Source organism: Chryseobacterium sediminis (genome assembly GCF_008386505.1).
In the GTDB taxonomy this organism is placed as follows: Bacteria; Bacteroidota; Bacteroidia; order Flavobacteriales; family Weeksellaceae; genus Chryseobacterium; species Chryseobacterium sediminis.
Map to the genome: position 1 here is coordinate 863,241 of NZ_VUNZ01000001.1, position 17,599 is coordinate 880,839.

Genomic DNA, 17,599 nt, shown 5'->3' on the forward strand with positions numbered 1-17,599 from the left:
ATCAGTATGTTAAAGTAACACCTGCACCCCAGCCCATTTCATTATCATAATTTCCGGAAACGGATATCCATTTTTGAAGAATGTACCTCATTCCTGTTGAAAATTCACCATCGGAATTGACACTGAAATTTCCTCTCAATCTTCTGGAAAGCGGGATATCCTCACGGCTCAGTTCTAATAATACTTTTCCGTTTTGGTCAACACTTGCATCAGCGGTAATCAACATTGGCAATACATACTGCATACCCACCATGAATGCAAATTTGTTTTTTGAAGCTTTCTGCTGTCCGAACCAGGTCTTTTTACCATGAAAATCCATTCCCAATTCCTCTGTCATCTGCCTTTCCATAATCTCATGATTTTTTTGAACTCTTACTCCTGCATACGGAAGTGCCCATTGGAATTTCCCTAAAAATCGTCCCACTTTTGCACTTCCTTCAAAATGATCAAAATTCCAGTTAGAATGAAACTCATTAAGGTTAGCCCATCTCGGACCGAACATTGTCATTGTTTCTGCATGGATTTTATTGCTTGCGACATCCAGCATCGCCATAGAGCTGGTCATTTTATTATCCTGTATAAAATTTTTCCAGGCCAGTTTTCTGTTCGGAAGCTGTGGATTGGGTTTAGAGTTTTCATAGCTGAAAATTCTTCCCATTCCTGCCATCATATGGTATAAAATATGACAGTGGAAAAACCAGTCACCATCCTGATTGGCTGCAAATTCTATCGTTACGGTTTCCATCGGCATGATATCTACTACGTTTTTCAGTGGAGAATACTCTCCTTTTGAATTGATCAGTCTGAAATCATGACCATGAAGATGCATCGGGTGGCGCATCATAGAATTATTATACATTTTAATTCTAAGAACTTCTCCCTTTTTTATCAGGATTTTATCTGTTTCTGTTACGGTTTTATTATCCAGAGTCCACAGATAATGATTCATATTTCCTTCCAGCGTAAACTTCATTTCACGGATGCTGTCTGTAGGAAAAATAGTTTTTTCAGGAGACTTTAAAATATTATAAGAAAGCCTCTTAATCGTTTTTTCTTCCCCCATATCCATTCCTGAGTGTTGAGAATGATCTTCTTTTTTATCTTCTTTTGTCTTCACCCCCATCATCTCATTGATATGCTTTGCAGTAGTTTTTCTTTGATTTTCAGATAATTCCGGATACATTACTTCGTTCATATCCATCATCTGGTTTCCCATCGTCATGGTCATGGGCTTCATATTTCCGCTCATTTCCATCATACCATTCATCATTTTCATTCCTTCAAAAAGCATTAGTCTTGGAAGATTAGGCGCTTCTACCTTTTCACCGGAGCCCAGCCAAAGGGATGCATGCCCTATTCTGTCTTCCGAAGTCGCTCTGAATTCAAAGCTTTTATTTTCCGGAATTGTGACTTCAATATCATAAGTCTCGGAAACCCCAACAATCAAACGGTCAACATCTGTCGGAACTACATCATTACCGTCATTTCCTACTACTTTTATCTTCCCACCTCCATAATTCAGCCAGAAATAAGTAGATGAACCTCCGTTGGCCACTCTTAATCTTACTTTATCTCCAGGCTTTAGATTGGAATAATCTGAACTAGGAGTACCATTAATCAGGAATTTATCATAATAGACATCACTTACATCCATCGCCTCCATCCTTTTCCATTCATTCAGTGCTTTTGTCCCGAAATTTCCAGACTTGATGGCTTCCCAATAACTCTGTACTGCGTTTTTCTTTACCGCATACCAGTCTGTATTGGCCATATGAAGTCTTCTTGCAATCTGCATTGGATCATCATCACTCCAATCTCCCAGCAATACCGGAATCTCAGCATTGTATTCTGTTTTAGGTTCACCTTCTCTTTTCTTGAAAACCAGTATTCCATTCATTCCTATTTGCTCCTGAAGGGCTTCATGGGAATGATACCAATACGTCCCGTTTTGGGAAACTCTGAATTTGTATAAGTGGGTTTCTCCCGGCGTTACCGGTTTTGTGGTAAGATACGGAACCCCATCATGCTCGTTGGGAAGAATCACTCCGTGCCAGTGCAATCCTGTATTTTCCTTAAGCATATTGTGCAGATAAATTTCCGCAGTATCTCCTTCCGTAAAATATAAAGTCGGAGCCTGAAGTTTCCCGTTAATCGCGATCGCTCTTCTGTTTTTTCCGGTGAAGTTGACAATGGTATCTTTTACATACAGATCATAACGAACCGTTTTCCCACCGAAAGTAATTCTTCCGTTTTCTGAATTACGTTTTAAAATAGATTTTTCCTCATTTGGATTTTCAGCCTGCCCATGGGAATGATCTTCTTTTTCTACCAGATCCATCCCGCATTTAGGACATTTTCCCGGCTTATCCGAAACTACTTCAGGATGCATGGGGCAGGTATAAGTAGTTTGAGCGTGAGTTAAAACCTGAGATTTAGCTGGTGATGCAGCTTTTTTCTCTGGTTGAACAGAAGGCTTTATTACTTTTGCTTTCTCAACCTTAGTTGTTTCCTTTACTTTATTTATATTTATATTTATCTTATTTATTTTTGTTTCTGCAGGCTTTGCCTTCGTTTCTGTTTTAGATACAGGTTTCACTTCCGGTTTTACAACAACTGTCTTTTTTACCAGAGTCATTCCGCATTTCGGACAGTCTCCAGGTTTTGATGACACCACTTCAGGATGCATCGGACAGGTATAATACGTTTTTGTAGTTTGTGCGAAAGTAAAAACAGAGAATAAAAGCACCAGAAACATTATCAGTTTTTTCATAATATTTCAAAGTTTTTAGAAGTTGCATAGCTTAAAGCTAATTATAATTTAAACTATACAACTTATTGTTTTAAAGAATAATAGACTAATTATTTAATCTCTGACTTTACGCTTCCACATGAAAGCATAGATTTCCCGTAGTATGGGTTTGCAATCTGTTTTTCATCGCTCAGCCAGCTACCGTCTGCCATTGGGCAATATTGTACATAGACTGGTTTTTCAGAAAGTTTGAACTGCTTGGTTAAAGCGATCATATTGTCTGAAAGGTTGAGAAAAGTTTCTCTTTGAGCAGTAACCGTTCTTGCTTCAGAAATAGCAGAAGCATCTTTTCTAAGAATATTAAGATTACCTTCAGAAACCATTTTATAATCAATGGTTGAGGCTGTTTTAATGAATTCTGTTGCTGCTTTTGAAGTTTTGTCAGCATCATCTGAAGCTAACGCTGATTTGATTGCGATATAGTTCTGATACAGTTTAGAAACCGTAGCATCCTTTTTAGATTGCGCTGATAGTGAAACGATTGAGAATAAAGATAAGGCTGCTGTAATGATATATTTTTTCATTGTTTTAAATTTTAGAATTAATTTTTTTAATAAGAATAAGGGACACATCGGAAAATGTGTCAGAACATGTCGCCTGTAATTGTATACGATAATGATACAGAAAACGACAGACGGATTCTAAATTCTAAAATTACAATGATTGATGTAGATGGGTACCGGCCGGTATTCAGGCGGTGCATTGATCTGAATTTGAGTAAATTTGGTAGCTGAAAAAGACTTATCAATAACAGCAAACTGATGTTCCACAGGAATTTCTGAAACTGCACTTAAGAAATCTACGTTAAGATAATCAGATTTCTGGGAATCATCTACTTTTACTACTTTGATCTCTGTTTTGCAGCATCCTTTTTTTTCTTTAACACCGCATTTAGCACAGATATCGTCTGTTTTCTGGCTTACAGAAACAAATTCCTTCATGCAATAATGAATGCTAAAAGCTGCTCCGGAAGAAAATCCGAAGTAGAAAATAGAAAACAATATGGCAAGAATCTTTTTCATTGGTAAGACAAAGTTAAAAATATCTCTGAGACCGTTGTTATAAAATTTGGTAATGTTGTTATAAAATTCGGGTAAAATAAAAAGCTTCCGAAATTTTCCGAAAGCTTTTATTTATTCTTTGAGAGATTAAAATAAACCTCATCTTTAATTTTTATAGTTTGAATTCCAGTTTCACATTAAAGAAACGCCCTGTAAGACGTACCGGAACGGGATACATATAATTGCTATTATAATCTGTAATCCATTGGTTGGCTACCGTATTATTAATATTAAATGCGTTGAAAACCTGAACTCCTAATGTCAGCTCTTCAAAATTACCCCAGAAGCCAGACCTCTTATTCTTTTCTTTCGGATCAATAAATACCTTCGTCAATCCTAAGTCTACTCTTTTATATGCAGGAAGAGTCTGCTGATAATTATAAGCAGAGCCAAAATCCGGCTGTCCATTACTGTTGAACATCACAGGAGCGCCTGTTGGTAATCCCATAGCATATACCAAAGTAAGGTTTACTCTCATAGACGGGAAGCTTGGCATATAATCCTGATAGAACATCGCAAATCTCAATCTCTGATCTGTAGGTCTCGGAATATCTCCTCTTCCGTCAATATTTTCATATACTCTGGCATAACTCGCAGATAACCACGAATCTACCCCTGGAACAAACTCTCCAAATAGTCTTGTATCAATACCATAGGCATATCCTTTGGAATTATTCTGTCCGGAATAACGGATTCTTACATTATCCATATAGTACGGAATCAGATTATCCATTTTCTTATAGTAAAGTTCTGTAGTAAGCTTAAATGGCCTGTCATACATCTGGAACTCATAATCATTGGCAAGAATCACCTGAATAGAGCGCTGTGATTTTATATTGGAGTTAAAATTACCATCCAGATCTTTTATTTCTTTATAGAAAGGAGACTGATAATAGATTCCCCCTGAAATTTTGAACAACATATCGCTTTCCCAATCAGGCTTAATAGCAAACTGGGCTCTTGGTGAGAATATCGTTTCTTTATTGAAACTCCAGTTGGCAACACGTACTCCGGCATTTACAAATACCTTACTGGCTCCCCAGTAGAACTTCTGTGAATATTGTGCATACGCAGAAAGTCTTGTAGGCTCAATATTGTTTTGTCCGGCAATATAATAAGCAAGCTTAAGATCTCCAGTAGTTCCTGTTCTCGGATCAATAATTTCCGGTCTTGGAAGGCTGTATCCTGCAGAATCTACAAGTTTCCACTCATTGGTAAGATCTTTCAGGTTTTCTTTTTCATATTTAAATCCAACCTCAAAATCTGTGTTTACATTAGGAGAAAATTTGGCTCTGAACTGTGTTCCGTATGTTCTTACAAATAAATCATTTCTTGCATGTTCTATCTGTCCGCCAACATCGAAAGATGTCACAGGCTGCTGTGTCACCGGATCAAATGTCTGCAGCTCGTATGCTGACTGTATGGTATAATATTCTCTTTCTCTGTTCTGATAGGCAAAGGCATCCAATGTAAGCTTCCAGTTATCAGTCGGCTTATAATTCATGGAGAATGTACCCATCATATTTTTATACTGGTCATTTTCTTTACCCGCATACCCAATATTCACGGTAATAGGCTGCTGAAGGCTTCCGAAAGTAACACTTTTTGCCTTAGGAATCATCTCGTAATCATTCTTGGAATAGTATCCGATGAATGACATGGAGAATTTATCACTGACATGATAATTCAGATAAGACTGGAAATCCCAATACGTAGGGTTAAAGTCCGTATCTTCCTTCAAGGTATTAAGAACAAGATTGGTATTTCTGTATCTTCCGGAAAATAAGGCTGTAAATTTTTTATTTTTCGAAGCCAGACCTGTTGTTAATCTACCTCCAATTAAACTGGCCTCTCCTGAAACTTCAAATTTTTCAGGCTCACGGTAATAGATATTTAAGGCAGAAGACATTTTATCACCATATTTGGCTTCAAATCCTCCTGCAGAGAAGTTCACTGCAGAAACCATATCCGGATTGATGATACTCATCCCTTCCTGTTGTGAATTTCTAATCAGGAAAGGTCTGTAGATCTCAATATCATTAATGTAGATAAGGTTTTCATCATAGTTTCCACCACGAACCATATATTGAGAAGACAGCTCAGTATTGGAGTTTACGGAAGGAAGTGTTTTAAGCAATCCTTCAATTCCACCGTTGATAGAAGCTACAGATTTTGCTTCTTTTGCTGAAATTCTCACATTGGTAAGGTCATTGGTTCTTCCTGTTGTTTTTTTCTGGAAGACAACTTCCTCTATATCGGTTACTTTAGTGGTCGCTGTATCCTTTTTTCTTTGTTGGGAGAAAATCAGAAAAGGGACCATAAGGCTTAGCGGTAAAACTAGTTTTTTCAAAAGAAATGTTTTAGAATTTCTAAAATTAATGTTTTTTTAACAATTACAAAATTGATTCTCTAATTCTTGTCAATTTTTGTAACAAATCTTCTAATAAATCTAATCTTAACATGTTGGCCCCATCAGATAATGCGGTTTCTGGTGTAGGGTGTGTTTCAATGAAAATTCCGTCTGCACCTACAGCAATCCCTGCTTTGGCAACAGTTTCAATAAGGTCTGGTCTTCCGCCTGTAACCCCTGAGTTTTGGTTAGGCTGCTGCAGAGAGTGTGTAACATCTAAAATAACGGGAGCATATTCTCTCATCGTAGGAATTCCTCTGTAATCCACGATAAGATCTGTATATCCGAAAGAATTTCCTCTTTCAATAATGGCTACTTTCTGGTTATCAGAATCTGTTACTTTCTGAACGGCAAATTTCATGGCTTCCGGTGAAAGGAACTGCCCTTTTTTCAGGGTAACACATTTTCCTGTTTTCGCTGCTGCGATTAATAAATCTGTCTGACGAACAAGGAATGCAGGAATCTGCAGAACATCTACATACTGTGCTGCCAACGCTGCATGCTCATTTTCATGAATATCCGTTGTTGTAGGAATATTAAACGTCTCTCCTACTTTTTTAAGGATTTCAAGAGATTTCTCTTCCCCAATGGTAGTGAAAGAATCTACACGGCTTCTGTTTGCCTTTTTGAAACTTCCTTTGAAAATATAGGGAATATTATATTTATCTGTGATATTGATTACTTTTTCAGCAATTCTTAATGCCATATCTTCCCCTTCAATAATACAAGGTCCGGCAATAAGGAAAAAGTTCTTTGAATCTTTGTGCGAAATATTATCTAAATACTGAATCATTTTGTTGTAATTAAAAAGTTCAGTAAAAATACTGAGAAAGTTTCAGAAATGGAAATTAATTGATTGCTTTAACAGGCTATGGTGGCAATAGTTTTTGAGTCTTTTGGATTTTTAAATTTCCAGTGATTAATTGATAGGTGCTTCGACAGGCTCAGCATGACAACTCTAATACTATCTGATATATTAATGTGAAAACTATGATAATCAGTATAAACAACCATTGTAGAGAACATATTGGAATTTGCATTACATTAAGGTTATTTTATAACGATGTCATGCTGAGCCTGTCGAAGCATCCGCAATATTTTATTTAGAATTTCTTCAAAATCTTCTCAAATGTATTCACATTTCTGCTGGTAAAATGATCTTTAAGGCTTTTCTTACCCAACACCTTTCCAAAGGTAGAATCCAAAGTATTCCCTTTCGGCACCTGCCAATAAAATATATCATTGATAATCTCCGCCTTTTCATTTTCTGCCTGAGTTGCTTTTTGAAACTCTTCCATCAAAACTTTTTCCACCCCCGGAATACCGACAAAACTATAAATATGAAAACTTTCATTCTTTTCAAAGGGAATACTGTTCCAGAAAACCTCCGTTTCTGCCTGAGATTTTACAAACAGAAATGCTTCATAAGAAAAATGTTCTGACATCGCTTTTTCCAAAACAATCTTTAGGTCATCTACACTTTTATCTGAAGAAAATACAATATTTCCGGAAGCTAATATTGAACTCACATCTTTCATTCCGGCATCTTTAAAGACCTGACAGACATCTGCCATTTTCATATTGGTTCCTTTTACGTTGACACCACGGAGAAAAGCACAGTATTTCATTTTTTCAGGGATTAGGGATTAGATGGTAGGTTGCAGGTTTTTTGAGTTTGAGGGTTGGAGAGTATTAGAGTTTTTGAAAGTTTTTATCTAGCTTCTGATTTCTCTTTTAATCAATCCTAATGTACAAATTATAGTCTGTTCCGGAAGGTTTCAGATGGTAAATTTTTTCCAGAATCTTATTGTCACTTTTCAGATGGTCTTTCACCCTGAATTCTTTTAAAAGCCTATAATGGGTTTGATAATACAATGAATTTGCATTGTTCCCTTCATATAGATTCTGGTAAGAAAGAAGATATTTTGGTTTTCTTGCCTTTACCGTATTGATCCAGTAGTTCACTTTATCTTTCTTAATCTCTTCCTGAATCTGTTTATCTACCAATCCAACCTCATCAATTGTTTTTAATCCTGAAAAATACGGTACATAACCAGCCGGCTCCAGTAAGATCCATTGATTTTTGTCTTTTTCATATTGATTTAAATAGGTTCCAATAGTTCTGCGGTAGTTCCACTCTCCGTTTCCTGTTGCAATAGAATGTACAGTCTGAAAAGCCAGCATCGGAAGAATATAAAAAATAATAAGTAATGAAAGCCATAGATTTCTCTTCTCTTTCTGTTCCAATACAAAAATAAAAATGGGAACGAAAAGTAAAAGTTGCGGAACCCAGTAGTACCAGTCAAACAAACTTTTTTGAGAAATAAAAATCAACTGTTTTGTCCATCCAAAAATAAAGATCATCCATAAGAAGTAGTTTCTCTTTTCTCTTTGTCTGATCAGGTAAATAAAACAAAGTAATTCAAAAATCAAAATTACAACTGTCATAGGATTGAAATCTCCAGGCACTTTCAGCATTCCCCAGAAGTTTCCGAAGCTCTTAAAAAAGTAACCGATATGCTGTTGAAAAGTAAGGTTTTCTTCGTAAAGCAGTTTTTTTGCAGTAATAGTATTATTCACCAGTTCCCCAAAGTAAAACCAATTGAAAGCAACCGTTGATAAAACCCCTAAAATTCCTCCAAAAATATAGTTCCATCTGATTTTTCTATTCCAGAAGATATCTACCAGAAATACAATTCCAAGGAATATTACCGTATCAATTCTTGTAAACATTATTAAAATGGGAAGAAGTGTCAGTACCCATTTTTTCCCTTTATGAAAACCATAATACAGCAATGCCATCTCGAGGAAAAACAGAATTCCGTACTCCATTCCAAGAATTGATATTTTAATAGCTGGCGGTAAAATACCGATCAAAAATATGAAAATTGCTTTATGCCACGGGTTTTTAAGAACCAAATGAGAAAGCAGTAAAGTTCCTATCGTAAACAGTATAGAATTAAAAATTAAAAGAGGTTCAATAAAGTTTTCTTTGCCAAAAACAAGATTGAACAGATAAGACACAAAAACATACAGATGTGTTGTAGAGGCAGAGATCTTAGTATCCCCATTGAAGCCGATCACTCCATAGTCCAAAAGATTCTGGGCCACCCTCCAGGTAATAAATGCATCTTCCTGTATGTAATGCGTGAATAAAAAAAGAAGTTTAAAAAGAACCGTAACAATTACGGCATAGATTGGGAATTTGCTATTTTGTGTTTCAGCCATTATGTATTTTTACCTTACAAATATAACCTTAAAATTCAGGAATCCCAATAATAAAAAAACGGAACCGAAGTTCCGTTTTAAATATTTTATTTAGTTGCTTTGATAATCGCAGTGGTAATCTGATTTTCTTTTTCTTTTGAATAAGTAGAATCATAAGGCTCCATGACATCAAATAAATACTGATAGAATGGCGTGATCTGCTGTACATTTTCAGACTCCTTCATCGCTTTCTCTTTACCCATTTCCTGAAGATCTTTTACAAATACATTGAACTTCTTGTCAATAGGCTCTATAGATTTTACCAGATAAGCATATGCTTTTTCTTTCTGTCCGATCTTTGTATAAGCATCCGTTACGGCAGCTACTACAAGAGAATATTCCATAGGTTTTGTTCTCATTTGTCTTCTCAGGTAGCTTTGATCTGCTTTGGAAAGGCTTAAATAATAATCATATTCTTCAAAGATTCCTTTTTTAAGAACCTCAGCAAGCTGAAGGCCTTTCTGCTCCTGACCTGCGATGATGTATCCTGATACAATTGAGCTTAATGAACGAGGGTCATTATATTTCTCAGCAGGAATTTCTTTGGCTGCAAGATCCAGAATTTCTAAAGCTTTAGCTTTTTGTCCGCTCAATGCAAGTGCTGCTGCTGCTCTGCTCGCTGACATTCTGTAGCTGATGATATTGGAAGTAGCCGTTTCGTCAAAATGAGCATTCAAGTTTTTGAAGTTCCCCCATCTGAAGTTTTTCACCACATTATAAAGAGAATTCGTATCTACTCTTCCCATATCTCCATCAGCTGTCGGAGGCGTTTGGATAGGGATTAATCTGTAACTGAATCCGTCAAACTGAAGGTAATCGTTCAGATAGAAAATATTTTCACTGTCATAGATACCTCCTGATGAGAAGTTGATTGGTCGCTTCCAGTCGAAGTTTGCCAAAAGATCCATCAAAATAAGGTTATTCTTATACAATGTATTTCCTTTGTAAGTAATCATGATCTGATTGGCTACATTCGGTAGATCTTCTTTGTTGATGATTCCTGCTTTTAAAGCATTTTCTTTATTTACAGGAAGGATGAACTTGTTTACAGGAAGGATGTTATATTTTTCAAATTTTTCTTCTCCGAAATACATTTTCAACAATTCGTCTTTTGCAGGAGACTTGACTTTAATGAATTCAATAGCCTGCTTCAATGTTAAAGAATCCTGAGTAAGATACTTTCTGAAAGACTGGAATTCTGTTTCAGGAGCCCCCTGTTCTTTCAACATAGAGAACACACCTTCCCAGTCTTCTTTCTTCATCATATAGATCTGGTCATTTACTCCATCTCTGTAATCTTCGTGGGTCAGCTGGCTAGGGATTCCCATAGCATTGTAAGTTCTTCTTTTGATCTGGTCAAGATTCCAAGGTGTTGAAGCAAGGGTAAAGTTCACTACCTTCACATCATCTCTGAATCTTTCTGTTTCCTGAATTGCCCAAACCGGATAAGTATCGTTATCTCCGTAAACGAAAAGAATGTCGTTTTTCGGTAATGATTTTAACACTGAATATGCGTAATCGTAAGCTGTATATCTGTTGCTTCTGTCATGAACATTGTAGTTCTGGAAGCCCATCATGAAAGGAACCCCTAATAAAACCACTCCTAAAGCAATATTAGCTCCGTTTGATTTTATCTTAGACTGCAAAAACCATAGAATGGCTCCCGCTCCCATACCAATCCATATCGCAAATGCGTAGAATGAACCTACCATTGCATAATCTCTTTCTCTCGGCTCAAAAGGTTTTACCCCTGTATAGAAAATAATCCCCACACTTGTTAAAATAAATAAAGATAACAGTGCATAGAATCTTCCGAAGTCTCTGTTTAACTGGAAAAAGAATCCAATCAGACCTAAAATTAAAGGAAGGAAGAAGAATTTTACCGTACTTTCATTCTTGAATTTGGCAGGCATTTTATCCTGATTTCCTACAGTTACATTATCTATAAAAGGAATTCCGGAAATCCAGTTTCCTTTTGTGCTTTCCATGTTTCCTTCAAGATCATTCTGTCTTCCTACATAGTTCCACATCAGATATCTTACAAAGTAGTATCCGTTCTGGAAAGAAATGAAATACTCCATATTCTGCATGAATGAAGGCTTCTGAACATTGATAAGATTATAAGGCTTTACTTTCAGATAATCTGCAGCTGTGATCGACTTATCTTCATATTTTGCTCTCAGCTCGTCAAAAATCTGCTTAGCCTGAGGGTTATCTGCCACATCTTCATTTCCATAATTGAATGTAAAATCAGGAGCGCCATACATTGAAATATAGTTCGCCATTACATCCTTATCCTCATTAAACATTCTCGGCATTAAGCTTACCTGAGACTTATTGAATACATAATTGAAACGGTCTCCTGTCTTTCTATATGTTCCGGTTTTTTCATCTTTTTCATAGATTTCGCCGGTTTTTTGTGTTTTAAAGCTTCCGTCTTCATTCTTTTCAATTCCGTTTGCATCAAGGAATGCTGTATAATTCTGTCCGTAGATTGTTGGCCAGTCACCATACTGCTCTCTGTTATAATAATCCAACATACCAATTGCTGTATCCGGATCATTAAGGTTCATTGGCGGATTGGCATTGGCTCTGATAGGAATAACCATCCAGCAAGAGAATCCGATCATCATAAACACTACAGATAATGCTGCAGTCTGGTAGATATTTTTCTTTGCTTTTCTTGCATACTTGATTAAGAAATAGCAGATCGCTACCATTAAAACAAAAGCGGCAATTGTTCCGGAGTGGAAAGGAAGTCCAAGACCATTTACAAAGAAAATCTCAAGTCTTCCGAACATCGTCATAATCAAAGGGAAGATAATTTTGAAAACAATAATCAAAATTCCCAGTGTAATAAGGTTCGCCCAGATAAAGTTTTTCCAGGTAAACTTATAATTTCTTGCATAATATACCAGACATACCGCAGGAATTGCCAGCATACCCATCATATGCACTCCTACAGAAAGTCCTAAAACGAAGAAAATAAGAATAATCCATCTTTCACTGTCTCCCGCTTTGTACTCATTTTCCCATTTGGTGATTAACCAGACCAAAAGCGCGATAAACATAGAAGCCATAGAGTAAACCTCTCCCTCTACTGCAGAGAACCAAAATGTATCTGAGAACGTAAAGCAAAGCGCTCCTACTGCTCCTGCAAATAAAATAGAGATCTCCTGATGTTTTGTAATTTCTTCAAAATCTTTGTTTAAAAGTCTTCTCACAAAGTGTGTGATCGTCCAGAACAAAAATAAAATAGTCAGCGCACTGAACAATGCAGACATCGCGTTGATCACGATAGAATAATTTTCGCCTTTCCCTAATGCAAAAATGGCTGCCACGGCACCCACTATCTGGAATAAAGCAGCTCCGGGAGCGTGCGTTACTTCAAGTTTTACTGCAGAAGAAATGTACTCGCCACAATCCCAAAAACTGAAATTGGGTTCTATGGTGGACAAGTACGTGAAAAACGCAATGACGAAAATCACCCATCCTAAAACGGTGTTCCATTGCCTAAAAGTCCAATTTTTCATAGTATTAAATCAATTATGCGAAAATAAGGCTTTTATCTTATTTTATGCGGGTTTTAACAAAATTTAAAAATTTTGGCGTAGTATTTGCGAATATTGACGTATCAAAACTGCAAATAAGAAAATAAGTTTTATAAAACTAAGCCCTAGAAATCAAACAAAAGTTTAGTAATTATTTATTTTTTTGTATTTTTGCAGTCAGATTTTTATTGAAAATAACAAATAATGAGTAATGTTTACGATAATATCCTTGGCCTAATAGGACATACTCCTATGGTGAAGCTAAATACTGTTACAAAAGATATTCCAGCAACCGTTTATGCCAAGTTAGAATCATATAATCCTGGACATTCCACCAAAGACCGAATCGCACTTCACATTATAGAGAACGCAGAGAAAAAAGGCCTTTTAAAAGAAGATTCTGTAGTTGTAGAAACTACATCCGGCAATACTGGGTTTTCTATTGCGATGGTATGTATCATTAAGGGATATAAGTGTATTCTTGCAGTAAGTGATAAAACAAAACCAGAGAAAATTGCTTACCTGAAAGCATTGGGTGCTACGGTGTATATATGCCCAGCCAATGTACCGGCAGATGATCCGAGATCATACTATGAAGTTGCTAAAAGAATCGCCCAGGAAACTCCTAATTCTATTTACATCAATCAATATTTTAACGAGCTGAATATTGATGCGCACTATCAGACCACAGGTCCCGAGATCTGGGAACAGACGGAAGGTAAGATCACTCACCTTTTTGCCTGCACCGGAACCGGAGGTACGCTATCCGGATCAGCAAAGTTTTTGAAAGAGAAAAACCCCGATATTAAAATTATCGGAGTAGATGCAGATGGCTCTATACTAAAAAGCTATCACGAGACAGGAGAAATTCACAAAGAAGATGTACATCCTTATCAAATTGAAGGAATGGGTAAAAACCTGATCCCTGCTGCCCTGCTTTTCGACAAGGTGGATGAATTTGTAAGGGTAAATGATGAAATGTCCGCGTACAGGACCCGCGAAATTGCTTTGAAAGAAGCCATTATGGGAGGTTATACTACCGGAGCTGTAACACAGGGTCTGATGCAGTATGCACAGTCTCACGAGCTTACAGAAAATGACATTGTTGTTTTAATATATCCTGACCACGGTTCAAGATACATCACTAAAGTATACAGTGATCAATGGATGGCCGAACAGGGATTTGTTAACAACTGTGTTCACAATTATGACGAAGTTTTCAAAACGGAGTTTATCAAATAAGAACGAATAAAATCACGATACAAATAAAGCCTTTTGCGTATACAGACAAAAAAGGCTTTATTACTTAAAAATTACGATACAATGTTGGATATTTTTGAAAGAATAAAAGAAAATCCAGGACCACTTGGACAATTTGCAGATTATGGTGAAGGCTATTTTATTTTCCCAAGATTAGAGGGACCTATCGGCCCTAGAATGCAGTTTCAGGGGAGAGAAGTAATTTTCTGGAGTGCCAATGACTATTTAGGATTGTGTAATCATCCTGAAGTAATAGAAGCGGATGCAAAAGCGGCTGCAGAATATGGAATGTTCTATCCAATGGGAGCAAGAGCGATGTCCGGAGAAACAGATCAGCACCTTCAGCTGGAAAGAGAATTGGCAGACTTCGTACAAAAAGAATCAGCATATCTATTGAATTTCGGTTACCAGGGAATGGTTTCTACCATTGATGCTTTGGTAAGCAGAAATGATGTTATTGTTTATGATATGGATTCTCATGCCTGCATCGTGGATGGAGTAAGACTTCATTCCGGTAAAAGATTTACCTACAAGCACAATGATATGGCAAGTCTTGAGAAAAATCTTCAGAGAGCAACCAAGGTAGCTGAAGAAACAGGAGGAGGTATTCTTGTGATTACAGAAGGGGTTTTCGGGATGAGAGGACAGCAGGGAAAAATCAAAGAGATCTGCGATCTTAAATCTAAATACCAGTTCAGACTATTGGTAGATGATGCCCATGGTTTCGGGACACTTGGTAAAACAGGTGCCGGTGTAGGTGAAGAACAGGACTGTAATGATCAGATTGATGTATACTTCTCTACATTTGCTAAATCAATGGCTGGTTTCGGAGCATTCCTTGCGGGTGACAAAGAAATCATCAGATATCTGAAATTCAACCTGAGATCACAAATCTTCGCAAAATCTCTTACGATGCCAATGGTAATCGGAGGATTGAAAAGATTGGAGCTGTTGAGATCAAAACCTGAGATCAAAGCTAAACTTTGGGAGAATGTTTACAAACTACAAAACGGACTTAAAGAAAGAGGATTCAATATTGGAGATACCAACACTTGTGTAACTCCGGTAATGATGCAGGGAACTCCGGTAGAAGCAACTCTATTGGTAAAAGATTTAAGAGAAAATTATGGTATCTTCACCTCAGTGGTGGTATATCCGGTCATTCCAAAGGGTATGATTCTTTTAAGATTAATTCCTACCGCTTCCCATACAGATGCAGAGATTAATGAAACTCTGGCTGCATTTGAAGCCATTCATGATAAATTAGTAAGTGGTTACTATAAAGAGCAGGAACAAAAATTACTGCAGGAACAAGGATTAAGTTTTAAACCAATTTAATTTAAAAATAAAAAAACCACTGATTGATTCAGTGGTTTTTTATTTAATACCGATAACAACACATGAAACTTAGAGGTTATGCATTGGGGATTTTGTCAGCTGTTTCCTATGGGCTGATTCCAATTTTTATTCTGCCTATCAAGCAGGCACATTTTTCACTGGACATTACTCTGTTCTATAGATTTTTCTTTTCAGCTTTAATGGTGGGAGGATATCTGCTGTATTCAGGAGAAAGTTTTAAAATCAATAAAAAAGAAGCATTAATCCTTGCTATACTTGGAGTCTGCTATGCCCTTTCTTCTGAGTTTCTGTTTTTAGGATATGACTTCCTTACTGCTGGAATTGCCTCTACCGTTTTATTTATTTATCCGGTTATTGTAGCCTTGATTATGTTTTTCTTTTACAAGGAAAAGCTTACCAGATTGTCAGTTGTCTCTTTATTTCTCGCCTTCATCGGAGTTATTGTTTTATGCTTAAAAGGTAACGGATTGGAAATTAATTTTACAGGATTGGGAATTGTAATGCTCAGCTCATTATTCTATGCGCTGTATATGGTTATTGTTAACAAATCGAATATAAAGGTTTCCGGATTTAAGCTTACTTTCTACTCCATGCTTTTCACCTCCTTATTCTTTATGACCAAAGCCGGAGCAGCTAATGAGTCGTTTGCTATTCCTTCAGCAGAAATATTTTTTAACTTCCTTATTTTTGCATTTCTCACTACAGTTATTTCCAGCCTTTGTCTTGTGTATGCAATCAAATATATAGGATCTACTCCCGTATCTATTTTAGGCGCTCTGGAACCGGTAGTTGCTGTACTGATCAGTGTACTGATGTTTCATGAAAAGTTTACCAACAACTTACTGATCGGGATTACGCTTATTTTAATAGGAGTTACTTTAAATGTGATTACAGACCGTAAAAGCCTGAATCATGCATAAAAATAACTGATACAGATAAGATCAAATTATTAATTTAAAAAAGAAATCATTCGTATCTTTTTATATGATTTGAAAAATATTCAAAAATAACTCTGTCCCTCTGGCATAAAAAAATTTATCTGACTATATTGCAATGGTCTATTGATAGGCATTCCCTCCTATCACAGATCAATGCATTTAGTTTAAAAGCCGATGAAAGAATTACAAAAACTCACCAAAGATCAATTATACAAAAAACTCAAAGAAAAATCCGAAAACCTTTATGCCATCACTCATGAAGCACTGGAAAACAATTTCTTCAATGAAAGCTCTTTAGATGAAGAAAGCCTTGCTGAGTTTCTTGAAATGCTGGATGATGAAACAGCAGAAAAAATAAAAGATGCCTCACTTCACCTTAATAATGAAGATGATGCTCCCGAGATTGTCCTCATAAAGAATGAAAACAGCACCTCTCTTGAACTGATTACTGGAGAAGGTGAAGGCTATAAAATCATTCTCATAGAAGGTGATATTCATTTATCCAAAACCCTTTTTGTTGAAGATTATATTGTTCTTATTGCAACAGGCAGTATACAGGCAGAAAATATTATCATCAACGGTTCACTTTACTGCTCCGGAAATGTTACCAGCAAAGTATTATTCGGAGCATCAGGCAATGATAACGAAACGTACATCGGTGGAAGTATTATGACGTCCTTAATTGCAGAAAACGGACATTATACTGTTGCAGAAGGAAATATATATTCCAGATATTTAATTAGTTTTCATAACGAAATAACAGGAAAAACCGGAAAGTTCATCGAGAATATCAGTTTAGAAAAACCAAGTGAAATTGGATTACTAAATCCCGAAATTCTGGACGAAGACGGATATTTTGATGAAGATTCTTTTTTAAGATTCATTGATAATAATCCTCCGGATGCCTTATTTGTTAAACCAACTAACTTATTTTGATACACCCC

Annotated in this window: 12 protein-coding genes; 4 read left to right on the top strand and 8 right to left on the bottom strand. The window is 36.4% G+C overall.

The features are described 5' to 3' along the window. Position 1: 1 nt before the first annotated feature. From FW780_RS04030 to FW780_RS04065, 8 genes are all read right to left on the bottom strand, one after another. Positions 2-2,755 (bottom strand): multicopper oxidase domain-containing protein, encoded by a 2,754-nt coding sequence (locus FW780_RS04030; RefSeq protein ID WP_174774451.1) that lies wholly within the window; start codon positions 2,753-2,755, stop codon positions 2-4. Positions 2,756-2,859: 104 nt separating this feature from the next. Beyond that, positions 2,860-3,333 (bottom strand): DUF3347 domain-containing protein, encoded by a 474-nt coding sequence (locus FW780_RS04035; RefSeq protein WP_149832321.1) that lies wholly within the window; start codon positions 3,331-3,333, stop codon positions 2,860-2,862. A gap of 117 nt (positions 3,334-3,450) precedes the next feature. Continuing rightward, positions 3,451-3,831, bottom strand: a complete 381-nt coding sequence (locus FW780_RS04040) for an HYC_CC_PP family protein (protein ID WP_241676842.1) — start codon at positions 3,829-3,831, stop codon at positions 3,451-3,453. A gap of 151 nt (positions 3,832-3,982) precedes the next feature. Beyond that, positions 3,983-6,220, bottom strand: a complete 2,238-nt coding sequence (locus FW780_RS04045) for a TonB-dependent receptor plug domain-containing protein (protein ID WP_149832322.1) — start codon at positions 6,218-6,220, stop codon at positions 3,983-3,985. A 43-nt stretch (positions 6,221-6,263) separates the two neighbouring features. Beyond that, a complete protein-coding gene (gene kdsA / locus FW780_RS04050; protein WP_047385197.1) occupies positions 6,264-7,073 on the bottom strand; it encodes a 3-deoxy-8-phosphooctulonate synthase in 810 nt (269 codons plus the stop codon). A 310-nt stretch (positions 7,074-7,383) separates the two neighbouring features. After that, the gene (locus FW780_RS04055) at positions 7,384-7,908 is read right to left on the bottom strand and encodes a DUF1697 domain-containing protein (RefSeq protein ID WP_149832323.1); all 525 of its coding nucleotides are present in this window, start codon (positions 7,906-7,908) and stop codon (positions 7,384-7,386) included. Between the two features lie 106 nt (positions 7,909-8,014). Then, positions 8,015-9,508 (bottom strand): hypothetical protein, encoded by a 1,494-nt coding sequence (locus FW780_RS04060; RefSeq protein WP_149832324.1) that lies wholly within the window; start codon positions 9,506-9,508, stop codon positions 8,015-8,017. 86 nt (positions 9,509-9,594) lie between these two features. After that, complete coding sequence (locus tag FW780_RS04065) at positions 9,595-13,080, bottom strand: glycosyltransferase family 117 protein (RefSeq protein ID WP_149832325.1); 3,486 nt, start codon at positions 13,078-13,080, stop codon at positions 9,595-9,597. Positions 13,081-13,302: 222 nt separating this feature from the next. Here FW780_RS04065 and FW780_RS04070 point away from each other — a divergent pair, with 222 nt between their 5' ends. From FW780_RS04070 to FW780_RS04085, 4 genes are all read left to right on the top strand, one after another. Beyond that, positions 13,303-14,340, top strand: coding sequence for a PLP-dependent cysteine synthase family protein (locus tag FW780_RS04070; RefSeq protein WP_149832326.1), 1,038 nt, complete (start codon positions 13,303-13,305; stop codon positions 14,338-14,340). 84 nt (positions 14,341-14,424) lie between these two features. Beyond that, positions 14,425-15,696, top strand: coding sequence for an aminotransferase class I/II-fold pyridoxal phosphate-dependent enzyme (locus FW780_RS04075; protein ID WP_174774452.1), 1,272 nt, complete (start codon positions 14,425-14,427; stop codon positions 15,694-15,696). A 62-nt stretch (positions 15,697-15,758) separates the two neighbouring features. Continuing rightward, entirely contained in the window at positions 15,759-16,637 is an 879-nt protein-coding gene (locus tag FW780_RS04080) for a DMT family transporter (RefSeq protein ID WP_149832328.1), read from the top strand. 192 nt (positions 16,638-16,829) lie between these two features. Further along, positions 16,830-17,591: a hypothetical protein gene (locus FW780_RS04085; protein ID WP_149832329.1), complete on the top strand. Its 762-nt coding sequence runs from the start codon at positions 16,830-16,832 to the stop codon at positions 17,589-17,591. Positions 17,592-17,599: the final 8 nt, after the last annotated feature.

What these genes read in the sequence shown, in the direction of transcription:
- FW780_RS04070 (WP_149832326.1), top strand. Translation starts at nt 13,303, where the DNA reads ATGAGTAATGTTTACGATAATATCCTTGGCCTAATAGGACATACTCCT.
- FW780_RS04065 (WP_149832325.1), bottom strand. Translation starts at nt 13,080, where the DNA reads ATGAAAAATTGGACTTTTAGGCAATGGAACACCGTTTTAGGATGGGTG.
- FW780_RS04060 (WP_149832324.1), bottom strand. Translation starts at nt 9,508, where the DNA reads ATGGCTGAAACACAAAATAGCAAATTCCCAATCTATGCCGTAATTGTT.
- FW780_RS04085 (WP_149832329.1), top strand. Translation starts at nt 16,830, where the DNA reads ATGAAAGAATTACAAAAACTCACCAAAGATCAATTATACAAAAAACTC.
- FW780_RS04080 (WP_149832328.1), top strand. Translation starts at nt 15,759, where the DNA reads ATGAAACTTAGAGGTTATGCATTGGGGATTTTGTCAGCTGTTTCCTAT.
- kdsA (WP_047385197.1), bottom strand. Translation starts at nt 7,073, where the DNA reads ATGATTCAGTATTTAGATAATATTTCGCACAAAGATTCAAAGAACTTT.
- FW780_RS04035 (WP_149832321.1), bottom strand. Translation starts at nt 3,333, where the DNA reads ATGAAAAAATATATCATTACAGCAGCCTTATCTTTATTCTCAATCGTT.
- FW780_RS04055 (WP_149832323.1), bottom strand. Translation starts at nt 7,908, where the DNA reads ATGAAATACTGTGCTTTTCTCCGTGGTGTCAACGTAAAAGGAACCAAT.
- FW780_RS04040 (WP_241676842.1), bottom strand. Translation starts at nt 3,831, where the DNA reads ATGAAAAAGATTCTTGCCATATTGTTTTCTATTTTCTACTTCGGATTT.
- FW780_RS04030 (WP_174774451.1), bottom strand. Translation starts at nt 2,755, where the DNA reads ATGTTTCTGGTGCTTTTATTCTCTGTTTTTACTTTCGCACAAACTACA.